The 23,556-nt window shown below is 64.7% G+C and carries 19 protein-coding genes; 10 read left to right on the top strand and 9 right to left on the bottom strand.

Annotated elements, in window-relative coordinates; all coding sequences use genetic code 11:
• Window positions 1–52: 52 nt before the first annotated feature.
• On the top strand, window positions 53–1,297 hold the full coding sequence (locus ABW18_RS16395) for an APC family permease (protein WP_049700031.1): 1,245 nt from the start codon (window positions 53–55) through the stop codon (window positions 1,295–1,297).
• Here ABW18_RS16395 and ABW18_RS16400 read toward each other — a convergent pair.
• Complete coding sequence (locus ABW18_RS16400; RefSeq protein ID WP_235434418.1) at window positions 1,260–2,567, bottom strand: cytochrome P450; 1,308 nt, start codon at window positions 2,565–2,567, stop codon at window positions 1,260–1,262. The genes ABW18_RS16395 and ABW18_RS16400 overlap by 38 nt on opposite strands.
• A 112-nt stretch (window positions 2,568–2,679) precedes the next feature.
• On the opposite strand from ABW18_RS16400, the gene ABW18_RS16405 reads away from it, so the two are divergent.
• Window positions 2,680–3,360, top strand: a complete 681-nt coding sequence (locus ABW18_RS16405; RefSeq protein ID WP_049700032.1) for a response regulator transcription factor — start codon at window positions 2,680–2,682, stop codon at window positions 3,358–3,360.
• Here ABW18_RS16405 and ABW18_RS16410 read toward each other — a convergent pair.
• Window positions 3,277–4,782, bottom strand: a complete 1,506-nt coding sequence (locus ABW18_RS16410) for a sensor histidine kinase (RefSeq protein ID WP_049700033.1) — start codon at window positions 4,780–4,782, stop codon at window positions 3,277–3,279. The two genes, ABW18_RS16405 and ABW18_RS16410, sit on opposite strands and share 84 nt — an antisense overlap.
• Window positions 4,783–4,936: 154 nt before the next feature.
• Between ABW18_RS16410 and ABW18_RS16415 the strand changes: the two genes are divergently transcribed.
• From ABW18_RS16415 to ABW18_RS16430, 4 genes are read left to right on the top strand one after another with little or no spacing between them, the layout of a single operon-like run.
• On the top strand, window positions 4,937–6,610 hold the full coding sequence (locus ABW18_RS16415) for a thiamine pyrophosphate-binding protein (RefSeq protein ID WP_049700034.1): 1,674 nt from the start codon (window positions 4,937–4,939) through the stop codon (window positions 6,608–6,610).
• A gap of 2 nt (window positions 6,611–6,612) precedes the next feature.
• A complete protein-coding gene (locus tag ABW18_RS16420; protein ID WP_049700035.1) occupies window positions 6,613–7,278 on the top strand; it encodes a hypothetical protein in 666 nt (221 codons plus the stop codon).
• Window positions 7,275–8,309: a 3-oxoacyl-ACP synthase III family protein gene (locus ABW18_RS16425; RefSeq protein ID WP_049700036.1), complete on the top strand. Its 1,035-nt coding sequence runs from the start codon at window positions 7,275–7,277 to the stop codon at window positions 8,307–8,309. The genes ABW18_RS16420 and ABW18_RS16425 overlap by 4 nt, the downstream gene beginning before the upstream one ends.
• Window positions 8,309–9,316: a pyridoxal phosphate-dependent aminotransferase gene (locus ABW18_RS16430; protein ID WP_049700037.1), complete on the top strand. Its 1,008-nt coding sequence runs from the start codon at window positions 8,309–8,311 to the stop codon at window positions 9,314–9,316. Before ABW18_RS16425 ends, ABW18_RS16430 begins: the two co-directional genes overlap by 1 nt.
• 22 nt (window positions 9,317–9,338) lie before the next feature.
• Here ABW18_RS16430 and ABW18_RS16435 read toward each other — a convergent pair whose 3' ends face one another.
• The 3 genes from ABW18_RS16435 to ABW18_RS16445 all read right to left on the bottom strand — a co-directional run bounded on the left by ABW18_RS16435 (window position 9,339) and on the right by ABW18_RS16445 (window position 12,345).
• Window positions 9,339–9,863 (bottom strand): DsbA family protein, encoded by a 525-nt coding sequence (locus ABW18_RS16435; RefSeq protein WP_049700038.1) that lies wholly within the window; start codon window positions 9,861–9,863, stop codon window positions 9,339–9,341.
• A 10-nt stretch (window positions 9,864–9,873) separates the two neighbouring features.
• On the bottom strand, window positions 9,874–10,371 hold the full coding sequence (locus ABW18_RS16440) for a redoxin domain-containing protein (protein WP_049700039.1): 498 nt from the start codon (window positions 10,369–10,371) through the stop codon (window positions 9,874–9,876).
• Window positions 10,372–10,542: 171 nt separating this feature from the next.
• A complete protein-coding gene (locus ABW18_RS16445; protein WP_049700040.1) occupies window positions 10,543–12,345 on the bottom strand; it encodes an N-acyl-D-amino-acid deacylase family protein in 1,803 nt (600 codons plus the stop codon).
• 80 nt (window positions 12,346–12,425) lie between these two features.
• Between ABW18_RS16445 and ABW18_RS16450 the strand changes: the two genes are divergently transcribed.
• Window positions 12,426–13,313 carry an alpha/beta hydrolase gene (locus ABW18_RS16450; RefSeq protein WP_049700041.1) on the top strand — a complete coding sequence of 296 codons (888 nt, stop codon included), beginning with the start codon at window positions 12,426–12,428 and terminating at the stop codon, window positions 13,311–13,313.
• A 2-nt stretch (window positions 13,314–13,315) separates the two neighbouring features.
• Here the strand turns inward: ABW18_RS16450 and ABW18_RS16455 are convergent, their stop codons facing one another.
• Window positions 13,316–14,089 (bottom strand): glucose 1-dehydrogenase, encoded by a 774-nt coding sequence (locus ABW18_RS16455; protein WP_049700042.1) that lies wholly within the window; start codon window positions 14,087–14,089, stop codon window positions 13,316–13,318.
• A 132-nt stretch (window positions 14,090–14,221) separates the two neighbouring features.
• Between ABW18_RS16455 and ABW18_RS16460 the strand changes: the two genes are divergently transcribed.
• Entirely contained in the window at window positions 14,222–14,524 is a 303-nt protein-coding gene (locus tag ABW18_RS16460; protein ID WP_049700043.1) for a DUF2316 family protein, read from the top strand.
• A gap of 70 nt (window positions 14,525–14,594) precedes the next feature.
• Complete coding sequence (locus tag ABW18_RS16465; RefSeq protein WP_049700044.1) at window positions 14,595–15,068, top strand: DUF2231 domain-containing protein; 474 nt, start codon at window positions 14,595–14,597, stop codon at window positions 15,066–15,068.
• A 45-nt stretch (window positions 15,069–15,113) separates the two neighbouring features.
• Here the strand turns inward: ABW18_RS16465 and ABW18_RS16470 are convergent, their stop codons facing one another.
• On the bottom strand, window positions 15,114–15,590 hold the full coding sequence (locus tag ABW18_RS16470) for a glutathione peroxidase (RefSeq protein WP_049700045.1): 477 nt from the start codon (window positions 15,588–15,590) through the stop codon (window positions 15,114–15,116).
• Window positions 15,591–15,658: 68 nt separating this feature from the next.
• Here ABW18_RS16470 and ABW18_RS16475 point away from each other — a divergent pair, with 68 nt between their 5' ends.
• On the top strand, window positions 15,659–16,702 hold the full coding sequence (locus ABW18_RS16475; RefSeq protein WP_049700046.1) for an ABC-2 transporter permease: 1,044 nt from the start codon (window positions 15,659–15,661) through the stop codon (window positions 16,700–16,702).
• A gap of 39 nt (window positions 16,703–16,741) precedes the next feature.
• Here ABW18_RS16475 and ABW18_RS16480 read toward each other — a convergent pair whose 3' ends face one another.
• Both ABW18_RS16480 and ABW18_RS16485 read right to left on the bottom strand, forming a co-directional pair.
• Window positions 16,742–20,119 carry an arabinosyltransferase domain-containing protein gene (locus ABW18_RS16480; protein ID WP_152930111.1) on the bottom strand — a complete coding sequence of 1,126 codons (3,378 nt, stop codon included), beginning with the start codon at window positions 20,117–20,119 and terminating at the stop codon, window positions 16,742–16,744.
• Complete coding sequence (locus ABW18_RS16485; protein WP_049700047.1) at window positions 20,109–23,438, bottom strand: arabinosyltransferase domain-containing protein; 3,330 nt, start codon at window positions 23,436–23,438, stop codon at window positions 20,109–20,111. The genes ABW18_RS16480 and ABW18_RS16485 overlap by 11 nt, the downstream gene beginning before the upstream one ends.
• Between the last annotated feature and the right edge of the window lie 118 nt (window positions 23,439–23,556).

Raw genomic sequence — 23,556 nt, forward strand, 5'->3', positions numbered from 1 at the left:
GCCATTCACCTTTCGGTGAGAATCTCGACCATGCTCAGACCACGATCGACCCATGACTGAACCGTCGCTGCACCGCAGGCTCGGCATGTCCGACGCCGTGATCATCGGCCTCGGCTCGATGCTCGGCGCCGGGATCTTCGTTGCGCTGACGCCCGCGGCCGCCGCAGCCGGATCGGCGCTGCTGATCGGGCTGGTCATCGCCGCTGTTGTGGCCTACTGCAACGCGATGTCGTCGGCGCGACTTGCGGCCATCTACCCGGTCTCCGGTGGGACGTACGTCTACGGCCGCGAGCGGCTCGGCGACTTCTGGGGCTATCTCGCCGGGTGGGCGTTCGTTGTCGGCAAGACAGCGTCGTGCGCCGCAATGGCGCTGACCGTCGGATTGTATGCCTGGCCTGCGCACGCACACGTGGTGGCAGTCGCCGCTGTTGTCGCGCTCACCGCGGTGAACTACGTCGGAGTGCAGAAGTCGGCGTGGCTGACACGCGCGATCGTCGCCGTGGTGCTGATGGTGCTCACCGTGGTCGTCGTGACGACGCTCGCGTCCGACGCGGGCAGCGTCGACTCACTCGAGGTCGGCTCGGATGCACGAGTCACCGGAATACTGCAGTCCGCGGGCATCCTGTTCTTCGCCTTCGCCGGCTACGCGCGCATCGCGACCCTCGGCGAGGAGGTGCGGGAGCCGACACGCATCATTCCTCGCGCGATCCTCGTCGCGTTGGGGATCGCACTGGTCGTCTACGCGACCGTCGCAGCCACCGCTCTCTGGGCGCTCGGCGCATCGGGACTTGCCACGGCGACGGCGCCACTGGCCGCAATGACGCAGGCCGCAGGCGCGGGCTGGCTGACTCCTGTCGTTCGGATCGGCGCCGCTGTCGCAGCGCTCGGTTCACTGCTCGCGCTGATCCTCGGCGTCTCCAGGACGACGTTGGCCATGTCGCGCGACGGACACCTGCCACGAACGTTGGCGGAGGTTCACCCCCGCTTCGGCGTGCCGCATCACGCCGAACTCGCCGTCGGTGCGGTTGTCGCTGTCGTCGCCGCGACCGCAGATGTCCGTGGCGCCATCGGATTCTCGTCGTTCGGAGTCCTGCTGTACTACGCGATCGCGAACGCGTCGGCCATGACACTTTCTCGCGTGGAGCGGCGCCCACCGTTCATCGTCTGCGCCGTCGGCCTCGTCGGCTGCGTAGTCCTCGCGTGCACACTCCCCCGCGCCTCGGTGATCTCGGGCGTCGTGGTCATCGTCATCGGTATCGCTATCTACGCGTGTCGCATCGCTCTCGCGCGTCGGTGACCGCGGCACTGAAACCCACATTGGCTGTTAGAGCGACGTCACGACGCTCGTAGTCGTCGGAGCCGACCGTCCAGTCGAGCCGTCGAATCATATGGTGAATCATCGTCGCCGCCTCCAGGTACGAGAAGTTCATGCCGATGCACTGGTGCGCACCACCGCCGAACGGCGCCCATGCCAACCGATGCCGTCGCTCCGCGTTCTCCGGCATGAACCGCTCGGGATCGAAATCATCTGGGCGCGGCCATATTTCGGGTATCCGGTGATTGCTCGCGCTGACCGCGATGACAAATGCGCCCTTCGGGATGAAGTGGCCGCCAATCGAAGTGTCCGCAATCGCCGCACGGGGGATCACCGGTACCGGCGGGCGCAACCGCAGCGACTCCTTGAACACCGCCTGATAGACGTCGGACTCCTTCAACTCCGCTGCTGACGGCGCTTCACCCAGACGTTGCGCCTCGTCGACGACGCGCGCACGCCACCGTGCGTCACGTCCCAGCCGATAGGCCATTGACGTCATCGCTATGGTGGCGGTGTCGTGAGCGGCGAACAGCATGAATCGCATGTGGTCGACGACCTGTTGGTCGGAGAGCTGCGAGCCGTCGTCGCCGCGTGCATGGCACAGTGCCGACATCAGGTCCGGGCCGTCGGCGCCGCGCCGCGCGGGCAGAAGATCGCTGAAGAACTCGTCGACGACGCCGCGCGCCCGATGTCCACGCGCCCACATGGTGCCCGGGATTCGAAACCGAACCAGCGCACTGCCCGCCTCGATGAGATCGACGAACGCCGCGTTCATCCGATCGGCGTCGTCGCGCGAAAGCTTCTCTCCGACAAACAGTTCCAACGCGACGTCGAGTGCCATCGCTTTGAGTTCGGTACGCATGTCGACGTCCGGTCCGCGAGTGAATCGCGTCGCGGCCTCAGCGGCAAGGGAATTGAGCTGATCCTGGTAGCCGGCCAGGCGGTCGGCGGTGAAGGCCGCCTGCATTATTCGACGATGCTTGCGATGTTCGTCGGTGTCCATCAGCAGGATTCCGCGTTCGAAGAGGGTCCCGAGGGCGAATCCGTATACCGGCTCGTTGCGAAACGCGCGGTCGGCGTCGCGAACCAACTCGCCGAGTGCCTCGGGGCCCTGCACGATCACGATGTTGCGTCCGAGCACCGTGATGAAGGCGATGTCGCCGTAGTCGGCGCGAAGATTCTCTGCGAACTGTGCCGGGTCGGCCCGCAGCCGCAGCGCGGACTGCAGCGGAAGGGTTCGTGGTCCACGCACCGGGAGTAGGGTCGAATTGTTACGTGGTCGGGTCAGTGTGCGGTGACGCATCGGGGTCCTTTCTGATGGCGACGCCGGGAGCCGCGGTGCCTGAGCATCGGGGAGAAGGGCGATGTCCGACGTGCGTGTGTTGGTGGTGGACGACGACGTGCGGGCGGCCGAAACCATTCGTCGAGTGTTGGTCAGCGACGGGTGGAACGTGTCAGTCCTGCACAACGGCGCGCAGGCGCTACAGCGTGCCGTTGACGAGGAATTCGACGCAGTAGTGCTCGACATCATGCTGCCCGGTCTCAACGGCTATGAGGTCGTGCGTGAGTTGCGCAGACGATCGCAGTGGGTGCCGATCGTGATGCTGTCCGCGAAGGACGGCGAGTACGACCAGGCCGAAGCACTCGACTTCGGCGCTGACGACTACCTCGTCAAGCCGTTCTCCGTGGTCGTACTGAAGGCTCATCTACGGGCAGTCGCCAGACGCGGTCAGCGCGAGCGGCCCGCGATACTCTCGGCGGGATCGCTGTGTCTCGATCCCGCCCAACACGTCGTCACGCGTCACGGGGCGCCCATTGCCCTGACTCCCCGCGAGTACGCGGTACTCGAACTGCTGTTGCGCAACCAGGGGCAGGTGATGTCGAAACATGCCATTCTCCAATCGGTGTGGGACGAGAACTACGACGGCGACCCGAACATCGTCGAGGTCTACATCGCCTATCTACGTAAGCGCATCGACGCCCCGTTCGGGATCGCCTCCATCCAGACGATCCGGGGCGCCGGGTACCGTTTGATCGCGCTCTGAACGGCTCCTGGATTCCTCGGAACCATCGGACGAGTTCCCGAGTGGCAGGACAAGTTCGAACGTAGCGCCGCCGTGACTGCCGTCGACAACTGAGACCGACCCACCGTGCGCCTGCGCGATCTCGTAAGCGATCGCCAGGCCGAGACCGGCTCCCGACGAGTCGCGCTGACGATCGACGTCGAGTCGCGAGAATCTGTCGAATATCACCGACCGCCTGTCGTCGGGAATGCCGGGCCCGTCATCGCTCACCGCGATGACGGCGTTCGATCGATCAGCTCGCAGTGAGACCCAGACCGCCGAGTCACAGTGCCTGGTGGCGTTGTCGACGAGGTTGCGCACCGCGCGTCGAATCATCTCGCGGTCACCGGAAACCCGAACGGGCACAACGTGTGCGGTCACCTTGGCCGCCTCCATCGCGCGTAACCGTGCGACCTCCTCGACGACGACGTCGTCGAGGTCCACATCGCCCGCCACGACGGTCAACCCCTGTTCATCGGCGCGTGCCAGCAAGAGCAGATCTTCTGCCATGGCCTGCATTCGACGCGCCTCGGGCAGGAGGATGGTGCGGACGGTCTCCACATCGATCGGCGTCGATGTGTCGTCGGCAAGGTCGAGCAACCCGACAAGGGTGGTGAGCGGGCTTCGTAACTCGTGCGACGCGTCGCCGATGAACCGCAGTTGCGATTCCCGCCCGCGTTGGAGTCGCCCGAGCATGCTGTTGACGGTGACCGCGAGTGTGCGGATCTCGTCGTCTGCGGTCGGCACGGGAACCCGCTGTTCGAGCTCGGTCGAGGTGATCTCATTGGCCTGCTTGGTGATACGCGAGACGGGCCGAAGCGACCGACCGACGAGCAGGTAGACCGCACCTGCCCCGAGTGCCACGATGATCGGCAGTTCGATCGCCATGAGCGTCGCGGTGGTCCATTCACTGCTCCTTATGCCCGTCGCCTTGTCGAGCGCGAGGATCGTGTACTCACGGTCGGCGTGGTACGCGGTGTTCACCGATGCGCAGAACTCGTCTCCATACCCGGGGACGTTCACGTGGTCGGCGTAGCGCACCTTCGATTCGTCAGCATTCGAGTCATCCGCGACCCGGATCGCCGTACGTGGTGCGCCAGGCGACGCGGCCACCACAACTCCCCGATCGTCGACGACCTGCGTGATGTCGATTCCCGCTCCGGGAGTCAGGTCGTCGGGATCGACCGCCGACACGCCACCACGGTTGACCGCGGTAGCGATCTGATACGCCTGACGCCCCGTCGCTCGATACATCTGCGCTGTGTTCTCCCGATGCAGCATAAGGAGCATCACCGCGCCACTGATGGCCAATGCGACGACAAGTACAAAAGCCGACACGATCGTGAGTTGCCTTCGCACGCCGTAGCCGCCTACTCGTCTACGAATACGGGTGCGTACGTTCACGAGCTCATCCAATGGCCAAAGCTGTATCGATACCACGGTCGCCCACCGGAAAGTGACCAATGAGCTGTGGTCGTCGAGTGTATGCCGTTCGCGGCGGGAGCAACAGGTACCCGGTTTCAGCCAACCTTCAGGTGCCTGCGGGCACTCTTGCGACATGTCCAGCCGACGGAGCGTCGCTCTGCATCTCCTCGAAAGTGCGCGTCGACGTGGTATCTCCCACGCGTTCGGCGTACACGGGGCCAACATCGAAGACATCTACGACGCCGCGTCCCGGCTCGGAATGCCTGCTGTGGTGGCTAAACACGAATTCGCAGCAGGCGCAATGGCAGACGGTCTTGCTCGGATGACGAACGGGCCGGCATTGGTACTCACAACCTCGGGCGGCGGAGCGATGAATGTCGTTCCTGCGCTTGCCGAATCGTACGACAGCAGGGTTCCGGTACTCGCCGTCATCGGCGCTGCGCCCTTGTCGCTGACCACGCGGGGCGCATTCCAAGACATGCTCGACCCGCCCGATACGATCGACGTCGTCGGCCTCCTCAAGTCAGTGACCGGCCACGTCGAGTTGGTCGCAGACGCGAGCGAGCTCGAACCCGCGTTGAAGTCCGTGTTCGCCACTCTCGATCGCGGACTACCTGCTGCACTTGTGATCCCCAAAGATGTTCAATCACAGACGATCTGGGACACAGGAGTAGACGAGAACCACGAACCGGCAACACACTCGACGGCCAGGAGTCCCACCGCGATCACGGAGACTGCCGGCCGACTCGCCGACGCCGTCGGGCGTGGCGAGCGGATCTGCCTTTGGATCGGAGACGAGGCCTCCCGAACCCGCGCCGGAACGGCGTTACGCCGCATCGCGTCTCGCCTTGGTGCGAGTGTCGTGGCCGCACCGGGAGGTGCCGACGCACTCGAGAACATCGACGGTCATGCCGGCATCACCGGCGTTATGGGGCACCCGTCGGCACACGCCGAACTGGTGGCCGCGTCGATCTGCGTCAGCATCGGATGCCGGATGACAGCGACCGATCGGGGCGGGTTCGACGCAGATCTTGCGGACACCGAGATCATTCACATCGGCATCAACGACGCCAGACCGCAACGCGGACCGTCGATCCTTGTCGACTCGCTGCCCAGTGCGCTCCGACTTCTCGATGAGTCACTCGCCGCACTTGGACTGCCACAGGGCGCGGTGCCGACCATCGACATCGATTACCTCGACACACCGGCGCTCCCGCACTCTGCGTTTCCGAGCTTACGCCAGATCATGAACACCGTCTCACCACACCTTCGCAGTGGCACAAGAGTTTTCGCCGACGCAGGCAACGTCGGCGCCGCAGCGATCCACTATCTCACTCCGATCAGCGACGGGAGATTCACCGTGGCCCTCGGTATGGGTGGCATGGGATACGCGATCGCGGCAGGAATCGGAGCAGCGATCGGCTCCGCCGATCAAGGGAGGGTGGTGATCGTCGCGGGAGATGGAGCATTCTTCATGCACGGCATGGAATTTCACACCGCCCTCGAATACGACGCTCCTGTCACCCTCGTCATCCTCAACAACGACGCACACGGCATGTGCGTCACCCGAGAACACCTCTTCTTCCCGGAGGCCGCCAGCGTCAATCGCTTCCGGCCGACGGACATCGCGGGCGGCTTGGCCGCCATGTTCGGCACTCGCACCGAGGTGCGTCATCCTGCTTCTCTCAGCGATCTCGACTCCGCGTGTGCCGACTTGTTCGCGGATACCGGACCGAACGTCATCGTCGTCGACTGCGATCCGGACGAAGTGCCACCATTCCAACCGTTTCTGCCGAAGGGACCATAGTCATGACCATCGAGACCACACCGCTGGCCGACCTCGGCCGGCAGGCCGACGAGCTCGACGGGTTGACCCGCATCGAGACCCACCCGCGACAGACCGCCACACCGATCATTCTCGACATGCTGCGATCGGTCTATCCGCACGACCAGATCTTCGGCGACTTCTGTCCGGTGCAGGGTTACGTCAACGCGCCGCCCCGCGAACTGTACGAATGGCTTTCCGACACACGGTCTCTCGAGGAGTGGACCTACAGCCTCCGCGGATTCACGCCGACCGACGAGCCGGGACTGTGGTTGGCGTCGGACAGATTGGGCGACGCCACCGACATCTACACACGTACGGTCGCCAATCCCGACGCGATGACCGTCGACTATCACTGCGCGTGGGATCAGGGCAAACACCTGTGGATGATCTACCTGATGCGCGTCGTCGACGCGCAGGTCGTGCTCGACAAGCCGGGGTCGGTGGTGTTGTGGACCAATTGTCGACATCCCTTCTATGAGCGAAATCCGTACCCAGAGACAGCACCGGCCGACCGTCCGGTCTGGGTCGGCGACTTCTGGGACATGTTCGCCGCAGGTCACCAGCTCGAACTGAACAATCTCACCGCGATCGCCGAGTATCGCCACGCCAACAATTTGCCCCTTACGCCCGATTGGATGCGCTCATGAACAACCCGACTGCGCCCGCCGTCGTCCTCGCAGACGTTGCGGGGTATCTGCCCGAGAATCGCGTTCCCGCTTCCTATTTCAGCCAGTTCGCCGAGAACGACGACCTCGCCGACAACATCATGTTCTCGGCGCCCGCATTCCGACATCACGCAGCCGAAGGCGAGACGTCGGCCGACATGATGGTTTCTGCCGCAAGAACTCTCACGGAGCGGCATGGCGACGACTACCTCGATGACGTCACGGTTGTCCTGACGCACAGCCAACTTCCCGAGGTACCGGTCCGCGGATGTGGTGGCGAGCTCGCCGATCGTCTCGGTCTGCGGCCCACCACGGTTCTCGACGTCCACAACGGCGGCTGCGCCGCGTTCATCCACATGCTTGATCTAGCGGCTGCGCTGCTCGTAGCGGCGGGTGGCGGCAAGGCGTTGTTGGGACTGGCGCAGAACAGCGCATCCCAGATCTTCACCCAGGAGCAGGTTCGCGGCAAGGCACAGGCTGCGATCCCCGGCGACGGCGCGGCAGCGGCCGTGGTAAGCCTCGACGGTCCGGCAGGTTCCCCGGTCCTCGGACTGGTCACCCATTCTTACGGCGAGTACTCGGCCGACATGACATCGGTGGCAGAACCCGACCGTCGATACTGGGAAGCGGGCACGGGAGAAATCCACATCGGCTTCACCGAAGCGAAGATCACCAAGGTTCTCGCGCGCGGCAATCGCATGGTTCCTGCTGCTGCCATCGAGGTGGCCGACTCGATCGACATCCGGCCGTCCGAACTCGACTGGTTCATCACCAACCAGCCGAATCGCATCTTTCTACGCAACTGGCGCGATGCGCTCGAGTTGCCCGAGCAACGACACCCGGACACCTTCGACGAGTGCGGAAACCTGTTCGGCGTCGGGCTTCCGATCACTCTGGACACGGCGGTGTCCGACGGGCGCATCCAGCCCGGTGACGTTGTCATGATGTCGGCGTTCGCCCACGCCGGAGACTTCGCGGGAGCGGCGGCGATTCGTTGGTCGGATCGTCACTAGTGGTTACCGACAACATGATTCGACTCAACCTGAACGAGTCGGCCTATCCGCCACTGCCCGCGGTCGCCGAAGTTCTCCATCAACAGGTGCTGTCGGCACACCGCTACCCGGAGTTCACTCCGCACGGTTCCCGTCGCGTCATCGCACATCATCTGGGAGTGTCCGACGACATGGTCACCGTCGGCGCTGGAGCAACCGGGGTCATCCTCCAGGCACTGCAGGCAGCTCTCGACCAATACCACGGCGTCGCGCCCGAACTGGTGACCGCGACCCCGACATTCGACGGGTTTCCGATCCTCGCACAGTTGCTGCGCATGGACTTTCGCGGTGTGCCGCTTGATCGCGGCGGAGGGGTCGACCTCGACGCGCTGCGCACCTCCGTCACCGCGTCGACCGTCGCCGTGATCGTCTGCTCCCCACACAACCCGACAGGCACGATCGTCGACGAACGCGAACTACATGCGTTTCTGACTTCACTACCCGACCACGTGACGGCCATCCTCGATCAGGCCTACATCGAGTTCAGTACTGCCGCACCAGATCTGCACCGGCTGATCGCACGGCATCCCCGATTGGTGGTCGTCCGAACCTTCAGCAAGGCACACGGTCTCGCGGCTCTGCGGGTTGGTTACGGCGTCGGTGACGAGCGGCTGATGTCTGGCATCCGTCGATTCGAGATTCCGTTTGCGGTGAGTGCGCCTGCCCAAGCGGCGGTGCCGGTGGCGTTGGCCGCGACGACAGCGCTCGCGCACCGCGTCGAGGCCATGCGCGCCGCGCGTGATCGGCTGTCCGCGCAACTGCACGCGATAGGCGCGTCGACCATCGCGGGTGAGGGCAACTTCGTCTATCTGCCCGGCGCGGACGGAGTGGCGCTCGGCTCGCTGCTCGGCACATGCGGCGTTGCGGTGAAGACAGTTCCCGGTCACGGCGTCCGGATCACCGTCGGCGACACCTTCAGCAACGCGCGTGTACTCGCCGCGTTGCGCGCGACGGCAGCAACTGCCTGAGCGAGCAACTGCCTGGGCGGTGTCAGCGTCCCGACGCGAAGATCTGCTCGAGCACTTCGGGGAGTTCGGTGAAGGGTCCCGGAAAGAACTGCTCGTTGATGAAGAAGGCGGGCGTGCCGTTGACGCCGCTGCGGAGCCCACTGTTGATCTGACCCTGGATGCGATCACCGAACTGCTGCGCACTCACTGCGGCCTCAGCTGCGGCAGGGTCTAGTCCGAGACTCGTCGCCAACTCGCGATAGAAGCTCTCGCCGAGCTGATCCTGATTCTCATACAACGCGTCGTGCGCCTCCCAGAACTTGCCCTGGTCGCCCGCGTATTCGGCGAACTCCGCCGCTGCGAGTGCCTGCGGGTGGATCTCGGGGATCGGGAAGTTGCGAAAGACGAATCGCAGCGAGTCGGGATAGCTGCGCTGGAGTTGCTTCACGATCGGATAGGCCTGCCCGCAATAGGAACACTGATAGTCGCCGTACTCGACGAGTGTGAGAGCAGCGTCGGACGGTCCTTGAACGTAGTCGTCGGATCCCACGGGTTGGGTCAGCGGCATGGTCGACTCCTCACGCGTTCTTGTTCTTGAGGGCTTCGAGGGCGTCGAGCACCCCGTTCACACCCGGGTTGATGGCCATCGGCGACAGGTAGCTCCACGAGATGACGCCGTCCGCGTCGACGACGAACAGAGCGCGCTTGGAGCAGCCGGCCTGTTCGTCGTATGCGCCGTACTCCTTGGAGACCGCGCCCTTGGGGTTGTAGTCAGCAAGGAGGTCGTAGCCGAGCTTGCGCGACTCCTTGAACGCCTGGTGACTCCACGCGCTGTCGACCGAGATGCCGAGGAGAACCGCGCCGTACTCCTGTAGCAGCGGCAGCGACTGGTTGAAGACGGCGAGTTCGTCGCCGCATACCTGACTCCAGTCGGCGGGATAGAACACGAGGACAACGGGATTGCCCTTGAGTTCAGAGAGGCTCAGCGATTGATCGGGCGTCGCCTTGAGGGTGAAATCGGGCGCGGTGGTACCGGCCTCAAGGATGCTGTCTGGTGCGGTGCTTGTGTCGGCCATACTCCGATCGTTGCACGCAAAAGGGGGTCACCGCACTGAAAGCCCGGCGACTTCTGCGTACTGACGTCTGCCAGTGGAGATGCGACGCAAACCGCTGTCGCACCTATACGTAACAGTGACTTTCGAGGCGTAGTGCCTGTCGGGAAGTCCTGAATGACTCCCCGACTGCACTCAGCTCGTCCGGATGAGTTCACGCTCAGCTGTCGCCGGCGGCACAATTGTCGGCGGAGTGGTGTGCCCGGCCCGCAGGAAGCTACCCGTGCGCACCGTCCCCACGGACGGCGCGAACTCACCGTCGGCGAACACGGTCTGTCCGCTCACCATGACGGCTCTGATTGCGGCGTCGTTTCGATTCACCATGCGCGACATCTGGCCGAACTGTTCGATCGGCGCCTCGCCGTACGCTTCGAGTTGCTCGTCGAGGTGTTCGGGATCGATCACGACGAGGTCGGCTCGGTCGCCGACCCGCAGGTGTCCCGCGTCGATGTCGTAGAAGTCGGCGACTTCACCGGTGAGGCGATGGATCGCGTATTCGGTACTCATGAACGGCTTTCCGGCCTGCTCGGCGTCACGAACATGGCGCAGCAACCGCAGCCCGCTGTTGTAGAAGGCCATGTTGCGCAGGTGAGCTCCGGCGTCGGAGAAGCCCATCTGGACCGTTGGCCAGGTGGCGATCTTCTTGAGCATTTCCGGACGATGATTCGAGATGGTTGTGCGCCAACGGATCTCACGGCCGTGTTCGACGACGAGGTCGAGGAAGGCGTCCACCGGGTGGAGTCCGCCACGATCGAGCCCGACCTGACCGAACGACTTTCCGATCACCGACTCGTCGGGACACGCGACGATGTCGGCGTCGAAGAAGTCGCGGTGCCACACCCTGATGCCGAACTTCTGCTCGTAGTCCTTGCGGAACCTGCGCCGGTACTCCTCGTCTTGGATGAGCGCATCTCGTTCAATGTCGTCACGCAGGTGCAATGCCGCTGCGCCGGAACCGAATTCCTCGAAGATCACCAGATCGATACCGTCCGCATACACCTCGAACGGCACCGGCAGGTGCTGCCAGCGGAAGTCGCCGCCCAAGCGATTGATGAGCGCGGTAGGGCGGTCCATCAGGATCAGCGCTTTCTCGTTCGACTTCACGTCGGCCGCAGACAGCAGCGACGTCTTCAGCACAGGGCGCCCGAAGCCGATCGACTGCACCATCTGCGACAGCAGATTGAGCGGGTTCTGGATGTCGGGTCCCGACTGCAGCACTCGGCCGCTGTGGCGCAGCATGCTCTTGAGTCGGCGCAGCTCTTTGGGTTTGGCGTACGTCGACGGCAGGGTGCGTGACCGACATGTCACGCCGTCGAGCTTGTCGAACTTGAGCTGCTGCGACGAGAGTCCGACGAATCCCTCGACGAGCGCGTCGCCGAGCATCTCCTCCATCCGTGCCTGCTCCGCGCGTGTGGGTCGTACATCCGATCGTGTCGCACGATCGAGACCCATCACAGACGTCCGCATGTCCGAATGTCCGATGAATGCAGCGAGATTCGCCCCGAGCGGCAGACCCTCCAACCGTTCGACATACTCCCTCGGCGACGACCAGTCCTTGTGTTCGTCCACCGCGGAGATGACGTGGTCGCGCGGGATCGCTTCGACGCGCCCGAAGAGGTCGCCCGCCTCCTCCCCGTTGACGTAGATCGTCGACAGCGAGCACGACCCGATGAACACTGTGGTCACGCCGTGGCGAAGCGACTCGGTCAGCTCCGGGGTGTCGAGAACCTCGACGTCGTAGTGCGTGTGGATGTCGATCAGACCCGGCGTCACCCATGCACCCTCGGCGTCGATGACCCGTGCACCCTCGGTGTCGAGGGGTTCCGTACTGATCGCGGCCACCCGACCGTCGCGAATACCGATGTCGCGGATCGCCGACGGCGCCCCCGAGCCGTCGAACCACCGGCCACCTCGAACGACTGTGTCAAATGTGGACATGGCCACTCCCTTCGCCGGGCTCATCGTGGCACAGATCACACTCGATGTAGACACTTTCTCGGAAATGTATAGTCCAGTTGGTGACGACCGCCGACATCGCTCCCGACCTTCGACGCACCGCACGCTGGATTCCTCGCGGAATCGGACTGCGGCACATGCCGCGAGGCGTCCTACGACTCGGCGGTATGCCCCTGGCCCGCGTGCGCGGCGTCCCGACGGTCGCGATCGGGCCAGGGGTATCGATTCGCCTGCACCGGCCAACCGGAGCACAGAACACCGGCACCGCGATGCTGTGGATCCACGGCGGCGGGTACGTGCTCGGTTCTGCCGGACAAGATGACATCTACTGCCGCGACCTCGCCGACGCCACCGGCATCACGGTGGCTGCCGTCAACTACAGACTCGCGCCGCAATACCCGTATCCGACACCGCTCGAGGACTGCTATACCGCGCTCGCATGGCTGGCCGAGCAACCGTGGGTCGACCGCGATCGCATCGCAATCGCCGGCGCCAGCGCGGGAGGCGGCCTCACCGCCGCACTCGCACTGCTGACACGCGATCGCGGCGACATCCCCCTCGCTGCACAGGCTCTCGTGTATCCGATGCTCGACGACCGGACCGCGGCGACGCCCACGGGACGTCGATACGTGCTCTGGTCTGAGCGTGATAATCAGCGGGGGTGGGATCTCTACCTCGGCGCTGCGGACAGGCAGCGGGCCGTACCCGCACGCCGCGCAGATCTCGACGGCTTACCGCCTACCTGGCTCGGCGTCGGAACCTGCGACCTGTTCCACGACGAGACACTGGACTACGCACGACGACTCCGCGAGGCAGGGGTCGACTGCGATGTCGAGATCGCCGACGGCGCCTTCCACGCGTTCGATCAGATTGCGCCGAAAGCACCTACCACGCAACGTTTCAACGAGTCACTGCGCTCGTTCCTGCGTAGAGAGCTCGCCTCCGTGTGAGGTCAGCCGTCAACCTCCGACGCGTCGACGACTCCGAAGTCCTTGTGCGCCAAGCCCGCAACGACACCACCGTCGACGACGAACTCCGCCCCCGTGGAGTAGCTCGACTCGTCGGAAGCCAGGTAGACAACGAGTTTCGACACCTCGGACGGGTCCGCAGCCCTACCGAGTGCGGTCTGGAAGATGTCGTCGGGCACCCATTCCGTCATCGGCGTCTTGATCAGGCCGGGGTGCACCGAGTTGACCCGAATGCCGCTCGGCCCCAACTCCAGCGCAGCCGACTTGGTGAGTCCACGCACACCGAACTTGGACGCTGTGTAACCGTGAGTGGCAATCGTTCCCGCCAGCCCCTCGATCGACGAGATGTTGATGATCGAGCCGCTGCCGGCCTCCTTCATCTGCGGCACAACAGATTTGATGCCGAGGAACACTCCGGTCAGGTTCACATCGAGGATCTTGCGCCAGTCGTCGAGTGTATAGTCCTCGAACAGGCCGAAGTTCACGATTCCCGCGTTGTTCACCAAGACGTCCAGGCGCCCGAAAGTGTCGACCGTGGACGCGACAGCGGCTTGCCAGTCGTCGGGTTCGGTGACGTCGAGATGGACGTAGCGCACCGCATCGCCGACTTCGTCGGCCAGCGCCTTGCCCTCGTCGTCGAGGATGTCGCCGGCGACGACGCGCGCGCCCTCCGCGATCATCTCGCGCACGTGCGCTGCACCCATGCCCCGCGCACCGCCACTCACCAGCGCAACCTTGCCTGCCAGCCGCTCGCTCATCGTCTCCCCTTCCAGGCTCCGTCTCGGGCGACCATACGCTTGCCTTGTCACTGTATGGCGTGAATTTCATAGACTGGTGCACAGACCAACTAATGACTGCGCAGACCAACTTGTAAAAGGGAGACGACGATCATGTCTCTGAACGCACACCAACGCCGCGTCACCAGCGCGGAACTGCGCGCGAATCTCGACCTCGCCGGTCTCGATACCGCAACTCTCGCAGCGCAACTCGGATTGTCGACCGCGGCCGTCGAGGATGCACTCGACATCGGACCCGCGACCGATCCGGCACTGGTGTGGCGCCTGCGCGATCACCTCGAATCCGCGGCCCGCGCGGCGGGCGCCCAGCCACACGAGTACACGTACCTTCCCGAGCGGATGCGATCGGCCGCGCAGGCCTGGTTCGGCGTTGGCGATCATCGCTTCTCGGACTGAGTCGCTCCACACGAGGGGTTGGCGAAGCATTCTCAGCGCTCCTTCAGCGACTGACCGTCACACTCGTGCGATGGACACGATCGCCGGACTGCCCGCGCACCCCCTGTTTGTTCACCTTGCGGTGGTGGCGATTCCCCTCACGGCCGTCCTGGCGATCCTGGCGAGCGTATGGCCGGCAGCACGCCGACGGCTCGGCTGGTTCACACCGGCGGTCGCGGTTGTCGCGATGACCATCACACCGCTCACCACTTCCGCGGGTGAGACATTGGAGAAGCAGGTACCGCGATCAGAAGCCCTGCACAGCCATACCGAGCTCGGCGGCCAGATGCTCTATTGGGTCGCAGCGCTTTTCGTACTGGTCGTACTCTCCTGGGCGATGTACGACGACACCATCGCGCGCCGGATACCTGCGGTGGCTTCGGTACGCGCGCACGGTTGGCTGCGGGTCGTGCTCGCGGTTGCGACTATCGTTGTGGCGCTTGGCGCTCTGGTGATGGTCGTCCGCGTCGGCGATTCCGGTGCGCGGTCTGTGTGGCTGGGCTGACGACGGTCACACGGCACACAGCGGCCACAAAGCGCACACCCGTTCTCAGATCACCTTGTCGATGTCTCCGGTCAGCTTCTCGGGCTTCACGGTCGGCGCGAAGCGGTCGACGACCTGACCGTCGCGGTCGACGAGGAACTTGGTGAAGTTCCACTTGATGCGATTGCCGAGCACGCCCGACTTCTGCTCGCGTAGCCACGCGAAAAGCGGATGCGCGTCGGACCCGTTGACGTCGACTTTCGCGAACATCGGGAAGCTGACGTCGTAGGTGAGCGAGCAGAAGTTCTTGATCTCCGCCTCGTCGCCCGGTTCCTGATGAGCGAACTGATCACAGGGGAACCCGAGTACGACCAGCCCGCTCTCGGCGTAAGTCTTGCTGAGCTCTTCGAGTCCCTTGTACTGCGGGGTGAAACCGCACTTCGACGCGGTGTTGACGATCAGCAACGGTTGCCCCCGGTAGTCGTCGAGGTCGACGGTGTTGCCGTCGATGTCCGTCGCCGTGAAGTCGTAGGCACTGGTCATGGACTTACCTCCGGGTCGTTCCGATCAGCTTCTCCGCAGCCTATCCGACGAACGAATAGCCTCGAGGCGTGCGCACCACAGATGACTTCCGCAGGGCCTGGCACGCCATCCGCACCTCTCGGTTCGCGCCCGCGCTGGTGATCGTGGTGATCCTCGGCATCGCGGCGGCGTTATTCGTCGGCTCCTACACGTACTCGACGGCCAACCCGAAACCCGAACGTGTGCCGATCGCCGTCGTCGGTGACCTGCCACCGCCGCAGTCAGCCGATGTCGAGGCACGGCTCGCGCGCGAACTCGGCAGTTCGGTCGATGTGCGTCATCTACCAACCCATGCCGAAGGCGTCGAACAGTTGCAGAACCAGCAGGTCTTCGCGGTTGTCGACATCGACACCACGGCGCGCACCATCGACGTCGAACTGTCGAGCGCGTCCGGTGCGACGGTCGCGCAACTCCTCGAGCAGAGCATGCCGCGTGCGGCCGCCGGGACCGGCTACCGGGTGAGCGTCCGCGACGTCAATCCACTACAACCCCGAGATCCGCACGGGCTCACCATCTTCTACATGATGCTTGCGGCGGTCATCATCGGATTCGTCGGCGCGATCCAGCTCGGCGTGCATGCCAACAAGTTGCGGCCCTGGGAGAGAATCGGATTCACCGCGTTGTACTCGCTACTGGGCGGGTTCACCATCTGCGCCATGATCGACTGGATCATCGGTGCGCTGACGCTGCCGGTGTTCGAGGTGTGGCTCATTCTTGCCCTGACGATGTTCACCTGCGGCATGATCTTCACGATGTTCAGCGCGATGTTCGGCCGCTGGGCAATCCTGCCGACATGGGCGGTCATGGTGCTGCTGGGTAATCCATCGTCGGGCGGCTCCGTCGCGTGGCCGCTGCTACCCCGGGTGATCGCGACCATCGGCGGCTGGCTGCCACCCGGCGCGTCGGTCAACGCGCTGCACACCGCAGTGTATTTCCGCGGGCATCAACATGTCTGGCCGTTCCTGGTGCTCACCACGTGGTCCGCGGTGAGTGTCGCCGTCTACCTGTTCGAGCGGCGCGTTCGGGGCCACAAGACCCCGAACGCACCCACCTCCGACATCGGCGCCGCCTGAGATCGCAGAAACAGGCAAGGCTACAGAGCCCGGCAGGACTCAGAACCCAACTGCGCGAATCTGTCCCGGCGACCAGAGCCCGTTGTGGACATCGGTCGTCACCGTGAGCTCTGCGGGCTTCTGCGGCACGAGCGGTGTGAGCCGCTGCAGCATGCCCCAGTCCTTGGCCCAGTCGTTGCGTAGATACGACGGCAACACCGTTGGGCGCATTTGGTTCTCGACGATGCCGAGCGGACCGCCCGCGGTCCCCGCCATCCAGCGCTGCGAATTGACCCGCTCGCCTTCACGGTCGGGCGAGATCCGCCACTCCGGTGTTTCCAGGACGCCGTTGTGCACCTGTGCGGGACGCTGACACGGGAATGCCAGTGCAGCCTCCCAGTCGATCATCACGGGAGCCTCGCTACCCACGAGGTCGTTGAGCGTGATCATCTTTGAGACACGAGGTGGAGTGACGGCAAGCCACTGATCGGAGTTGGTCGACGTGTCCTGCGCGAGCACGCGCACCACCGTCGCACCCTGCGGAGCACCGTCGAGCGGGAACCGCAGGTTGCGCCACGCAGGTGCACCGCCGATATCCATCGGGGTCATGATCCCCGCAGGTGTCACCGAACCGTCAGGACCCACACGGCCGAACTGGAGGCGAACCTGCTGTCCCGAACGCGTGACGGCGAGATCGTCGACGTATTCGATCTGTCCGGCAACCGACATCGTGATGAGCGGAGTATCGGAACCGCGCGCGGGTAGCTGATACCAATCCGAAGTCAGACTGCCTGTGCCCGACGGCGATCCGTACGTACCGAGCACCGGTGTGCGCTGCGGCGAAAGCCCGAATGGCAGTTTCACCTGGGAGCCGTTGACGCCGGTGGTCGACGTCGTTCCGCCTGCGGTGTCGCTCGACGGACTACTACCGTCGGTTCCGGTCTGTTCGGTCGCGTCCGATTGCGTTCGGTCGACCTCGGCCGACGATGTCCCCGTTGACGAGTCCGATTCGGTGCCGTCGTCGGATAGATCAGATCCGACGCCGTTCGGGTCGAAGCCGGTCGCGTCGGCACCCGCAAGCGCAGCCCCCGGCGACGGGTTATTCTGTCCCGCAACACGTGCCGGCGCGAGCAGACCGGAATTGACGTCCTTCTCGACGAGCACCGCGTCGGCGAGCGCGCACGGCTCACCGCGTACCGCGGCAACATTCGAACTCAGCCACGACCACGAATTACGTTGTGTCCAATCCGCCTTCGCGAAGGAGACCAGCGTGAACAGCAGCATGATCACCGACACGACGATGATCGACGGCGAGCGCAACCAGGCTGTCCACCGGTTCTTCGACACCCGCTCCTCGCCGCGTCGAACGTCGTCGGAGACGTAGTCGTCGCGGAAGTGTTGCCAGAGACCGAGAATGGTGAGCAGCACCGCGACAGTGAGGATGACCGCCCAGACAGGGATGCCCTTCACGTCGGGAACGGCGTCGCGCCAAGGAATTCCGTAGCTACCGACGTACCACCACTGGTTGCGTCCCGAGAAGGCCAGCGCCAGCACGTACGCACACGCCGCAGCGAAGAGTGTGCGGTTGCGTCGTCGACGCATCACCGCGCGGTCGACGCACACGGTTGCGACAGCGGCCAACGAGCCTGCGATGCAGGCATACACACCCATCTGGTGTGTCCATTTGGTCGGCAGGAACGCCATCATCACTGCGGTACCCGCGACCGTGGCAACCAACCGCCAGGTGGGAGCCGACGCAATGCCCGCCAGCCGTCGACGGTTGAGCAGCATGACCACCACGACGATCAGACACACGAACGTGATGAGCACACCGAATCGGCGCGCGATGCCGCCGTCGGCGGTGGGATTCATGAGCATGTAGTAGCGCATGCCCTCTTCCCACCACTTGTTGGTCGGACCGACGGCAGAGTTGACCCTGATGGCCTCGCGAATCGCAGCGAGTGTCTGGTCGGCGAAGATCTCGTAGAGCACGACGAGTCCCGACGCCAGAATCGGTATGAGGATGGGCCACAACCCGTCTCGTCGTCGTCTGATCATCAGACGCTTCAGCAGGGGTCGGATTCCCGCGATGAGCGGGATGGCAGCGATCACGCCTGTCGGGTGGATCGTGAGGGTGAACGCCGCGACCACGATCGCGAGCGTGAGCGGGAAGAATCTTCCGGTCGCTATCGCCCGCTCCACGAGCACCCATGCCAGCAGCGTGCCGACGGCGATGATCGGTTCCACGCGAAGCCCGTTGTTGAACGGCATCCACACCGCGAGGAACACGAGGGCGGCCGCCCAGATCGCGGACTGCGACGTCCGGACCGCGTAGCCCAGTCGTGGGATGGCTGCGCGGCTGATCAGCCACCAGCCGACCACCGCGTAGAGGAAGGGCAACAGCCGCAGCCACGGCGTCGCCGTGCTCACCTCCATCCACAGCGAGAGGTACTGGTAGTGCCAACCGAACGGGTCTTGCGGCACACCGAAGTACCGGTAGTAGTTGTCGAGGTATCCGGCGTTGCGGGCGACTCGTGCGACGGTGACCTGATACCCGTCGTCTGCCGTGTTGCCACCGACGAACAACCAGATCAGCAGGACGAGCGTGACGAAGGCGTCGACCCAGCGCGGTCGCCACCAGCCCTGCGGGAAGAGCTTGTGGACGCCGCGTCCGTCACGGGCGTCGAGCACGGCCAGCGCGAGCATCGAGGCAATCGTCATGACGACGCCGATGACCAGGAGCCAGAACTTCAGCGTTGTCGGGGTCGACACGAAACGCGTGTCCAGTGTCGCGCGGAACGACAGGCCCTCCGTCGGCGCATCCTGCGGCAACTGCGAGTACACACCGATGATCTGCGGGCGTGCCGTCGCGTCTCGTAGGTCGAATGACCCCAGACCGGTGTCCGTTGTCGAGAGGTTCTCGAATTTGCCTGCAGCGCCGTCGGTGTCGGCGTGGAAGACGACGCGACACCCGGGAGAGTTCTCTGCCGCGCTTCGAGGCGCACTGAGCAACACGATGTTTCGCTGCGTCAACTGCAACGAGTCGCGGGTGGCGCGGATGAAGAAGCCGACCTTGTTGGCATCGGCTCCGTTCCACGGCACCGTCGAGACGATCACGCCACCCGAGGCGGGCAGACTCTTGGCGAGCGAGCACGGGACGGACACGTCCATCGAGACCGGCGAGAACGAGACGCTCGGCGCTGCCACGCTGCCGACCGAATTCTGTTGCGGCCAGGTCAGTTCCGTCTTGGTGTAATTGACCGGCAGGAACGGGGTCAGCAACGCGATGACGATGCCGATGAGCCCGGCGACCACCGCGACGATCTTCGCGATCCTGATCCGATCGGCCGATTTCGACGACACCGGTCCGCCCGTGCCCTTGTCGCTCGGCTTCTCGTCGCCGTTCCCCGTTGCGTTCACCGACGTCTCACTCATCATCTTCTGGCACCACCTGCATTGCTCCGGGACGGCTCCAGCCCCACCTGGTCGACGTTCCGGTACTCACCGCTGCGGGCACCGCATCCGGCACCAACGGCGACAACCGTTGCAGGCTGCCCCAATCGCGGTACCAGTCGTTCTTCAGATACGTCGCCATCGTCGACGGCGTCGTCAGCGCTTCCGCCGTGGTGAGCAGTCCGCCGTTGACGGTGGCCATCCACGTCTTCGACTGCGAGTTCGCCACCGACAGCTCCGGCAGGATTCGCCACTGCGGAATCTGGTTGACGCCGTTGGACGCATCCATCGGGTGCTGGCAGGGGAATGCCGCGCCGACCGCGAAGTCGACGAGCACCGGGTCCGACGATCCGACGACATCCTGCAGCGTCTTCAACTCGGGCGCGCGCGGCGGCGTCACCGCGAGCCACTGGTCGGGGTCGAGGTTGTTGTCGGTCGCGACGATCCGCATCGCGGTCGCACCGGCGGGTACCGACGACATCGGGATGCGCAGGTTGCGCCACGGCCGATTCGCCTTGCGGTCGGCGTCGATCGGCTGCACGGAGGTACCGACCTGCTGGAACTTTCCGTCCTGCTCGACACCGAACTCCACCTGCAGCGACTGCCCGTATGTCGTGACCCCGTCGGGATCGGTCGAGGCGAGCGCGCCTGCCGCCGTGATGACGATCAGCGGCGACGAGTCGCGCGCGGGCAGTCGATACCAGTCGGTCGTCAGCGATGCCTGGCCGTCGGCTCCGTAACTGCCCATCACCGGGGTCGTCGCGGGGTCGAGTCCGAACGGCAACGCCGCGGTGCTGCCGTTGACCCCTTCCGGTCCACGCCCGCCCGTCGTCCCCGGTGCACCACCGGCGACGACGAAGGTCTTCGAGAGATCGGCCGAGGTGTTCTGCGTACCCGGCTTGATCGAATCCGCCTCCGGCGTGAGGTCGTCGGCGACACCCTGGGCCGAGAAGCCCCGTGCGGTGCCCTCCAACGCCTGTGACGGCGACGCGTTGTCGACCGGAGCGAGGCTCCCCTTGTTCGAATCGGGTTCGACGAGAACGTAATCGGCCATACCGCAGCCTCCGGTGACCGCGTGCACGTTGCCCTTCAGCACCGAGTAGGTGTCGGCGCGAGCCACGGCCGCCTTGGCGAACACGGCCAGCTCTGCGAGTAGGATGATCACCGCGATGACGGCAATGGGCGACGACGCGATGCCGGTTCGCCACCGGTTCGGCGGTTTGCCTGCGTCGTGGTGCAGTCCGGTGTCGGCGACGTAGTCGAGGCGCAGGTGCTGCCACACCGCGACGACGAGTGCAATCACCGCCAGCACCAGGAACATCGACGAGACCTGAAGTCCCGCAACCACTGGCGCCTTGTCGAACCACGAGATGCCGAAGTCGTACGACCACGGCCATGCGTTGTATCCGGCCGCCGCGGCCGCGCAGGCGACGAGCAGGCCTGCGATCAGGATCGACAGGTTACGCGTATTACGTTGCGCCACCTGGCCGATCGCAACACAGGCGACCGCAGCGAGTGCCGCTGCGAGGCCCGCGAAGATACCGAACTGGATGGTCCACTTGGTCGGGGTGAGCGAGAGCAGTCCGATCGTGATCAGTACCGCCCCTGTGATGCGCCAGACCGGTCCGCTGTCGACCCCACGGATCTGCTTGCGCCGCAGCATGATCGCGAGAACCACGAACAGCGAGACCAGCAGCAAGAGCACCGGCACCCTTCGCACCAGCGAGCCGTCGCGCGTGTTGACCGCGAGGAAGTAGTACCGCAACAGTTCCTGGTACCAGGCCAGCGTCGGCCCGACGGTGTAGCGCACCCGTATCGCCTCGAACACCGACGCGAGCGTCTGGTCGCGGAACACGATGATCACCACGATGGCCGGAGCCGCCAACAGCGGAAGCAGAAGAGAGGCAAGGCCCGACTCGCGGCGTCGTCGAACAAGGAGCTTGAGCATCGGCCGCGCACCGGTGATCAGGAGTGCCACCGCGATGACACCCGTCGGCGCGGTCGCAAGGGTCAGAGCGGCTGCGAAGGCCGCTCCCGCGGCAGGCAACATGCGCCGGGTCGCGATGGCCTGCTCGACGCCCCACCAGGTCAGCAGACTGCCGAGCACCACGACGCCCTCGCTGCGCAGGCCCGAGGCCATCGGCAGCCAGAATGCGAGAAAGACCGCGGCGCCGGTCACCATCGCCCACTGCGACGTGCGGATGGCACGTCCCAGACGCGGGAGCAGCACCCGACTGAGGATGAACCAGCTCACCAGCCCGATCACCAACGACGGGATGCGCATCCACACACCCGTCGCCGACACCGCCGACCAGTGTGCGAGGAAGTCGTAATACCAGTCGAACGGCGCCTCGGGGATGCCGTAGAAGCGGTAGTAGTTGGCCAGGTAGCCCGCGTGCTCCGCGTTCCGGCCCATGTTGAGGATGTAGCCGTCGTCGGACGAGCCTGCTCCGAGGAAATGCCAGATGAGCAGGATCGCGGTCACCGCGATATCGGTGGCGCGCGGACGAATCAGCTCCAACCACCGCACCCGACCGACTCGCCGGTGGTAGCCGTAGATGCGGTCGAGTTGAGCAAGCGCACCGAGTGCGACGATCGCCGCCAGGACGCCGACGATCATCACGAGCCATTTGATGATCGACGGACTCGAATCGAACCGATCGTCGACGACGATGCGCGCCGACAAACCGGGCGTCGAGGTGATCGTCGACGTCGGGATGTCGGTGAACAGGCCTGCCACCTGCGGACGGTCGGCTTCCGGCGCCATCTGTACCGGTCCGAGTCCCACAAAGCGTGCGCCCGAACCCGCCGCCGACGAGAAGATGTGGAGCTGCGTGCACCGATCCGACGCGACGTCGGCGCGCGGGGCAGACGCGACCGTGTCGCCACGCATCGTCACCGTCACCGTGTTCGCGTCTGCCGTCACGTTCAGCGCCGATGTCCGCTGGTTCTTCGCAGCGGGCGGCATCGTCGTGAGGATCGTCGACGACGCATCGGCCGGCGCAGACCGCAGGAGCGAACACGGAATGGTGACGTCGAGATCCTGCGCCATCTGGGCGACGAGCGGAGAGGTGATGTCGGCGTTTGCCGCACCGAGCTGCTGACCCTGCGGCCACGTGATGGTTGCCGTCGTCGTGGTCACCGGGAGGAAAGGCGTGAGCACAGCCGCAACAATCGCGATCACACCCGCCACGACGGCAACGATTGACGTCGACCCAGGTGAGAGGCGTCGTGCGCGGCCATTGGGGTCGTCGGATCGACGGTTGGGCAGCGTTGCTGTCGTCTTCTCCGGCGATTCGGTCACACGCGAATGCTAGTCAGGTTGCCTGTGACAAAACCAAGTCGGTCCCCTTTCGGCCTGGCGTGTCACGCGACACAGTCGCATGCGCATCCGGCAATACGTCGGCACGCTGGATGTAGTG

The organism is Gordonia jacobaea, from assembly GCF_001186365.1.
Lineage (GTDB): Bacteria > Actinomycetota > Actinomycetes > Mycobacteriales > Mycobacteriaceae > Gordonia > Gordonia jacobaea.

What these genes read in the sequence shown, in the direction of transcription:
- ABW18_RS16395 (WP_049700031.1), top strand. Translation starts at nt 53, where the DNA reads ATGACTGAACCGTCGCTGCACCGCAGGCTCGGCATGTCCGACGCCGTG.
- ABW18_RS16405 (WP_049700032.1), top strand. Translation starts at nt 2,680, where the DNA reads ATGTCCGACGTGCGTGTGTTGGTGGTGGACGACGACGTGCGGGCGGCC.
- ABW18_RS16415 (WP_049700034.1), top strand. Translation starts at nt 4,937, where the DNA reads ATGTCCAGCCGACGGAGCGTCGCTCTGCATCTCCTCGAAAGTGCGCGT.
- ABW18_RS16420 (WP_049700035.1), top strand. Translation starts at nt 6,613, where the DNA reads ATGACCATCGAGACCACACCGCTGGCCGACCTCGGCCGGCAGGCCGAC.
- ABW18_RS16425 (WP_049700036.1), top strand. Translation starts at nt 7,275, where the DNA reads ATGAACAACCCGACTGCGCCCGCCGTCGTCCTCGCAGACGTTGCGGGG.
- ABW18_RS16435 (WP_049700038.1), bottom strand. Translation starts at nt 9,863, where the DNA reads ATGCCGCTGACCCAACCCGTGGGATCCGACGACTACGTTCAAGGACCG.
- ABW18_RS16440 (WP_049700039.1), bottom strand. Translation starts at nt 10,371, where the DNA reads ATGGCCGACACAAGCACCGCACCAGACAGCATCCTTGAGGCCGGTACC.
- ABW18_RS16445 (WP_049700040.1), bottom strand. Translation starts at nt 12,345, where the DNA reads ATGTCCACATTTGACACAGTCGTTCGAGGTGGCCGGTGGTTCGACGGC.
- ABW18_RS16455 (WP_049700042.1), bottom strand. Translation starts at nt 14,089, where the DNA reads ATGAGCGAGCGGCTGGCAGGCAAGGTTGCGCTGGTGAGTGGCGGTGCG.
- ABW18_RS16460 (WP_049700043.1), top strand. Translation starts at nt 14,222, where the DNA reads ATGTCTCTGAACGCACACCAACGCCGCGTCACCAGCGCGGAACTGCGC.
- ABW18_RS16465 (WP_049700044.1), top strand. Translation starts at nt 14,595, where the DNA reads ATGGACACGATCGCCGGACTGCCCGCGCACCCCCTGTTTGTTCACCTT.
- ABW18_RS16470 (WP_049700045.1), bottom strand. Translation starts at nt 15,590, where the DNA reads ATGACCAGTGCCTACGACTTCACGGCGACGGACATCGACGGCAACACC.
- ABW18_RS16480 (WP_152930111.1), bottom strand. Translation starts at nt 20,119, where the DNA reads ATGATGAGTGAGACGTCGGTGAACGCAACGGGGAACGGCGACGAGAAG.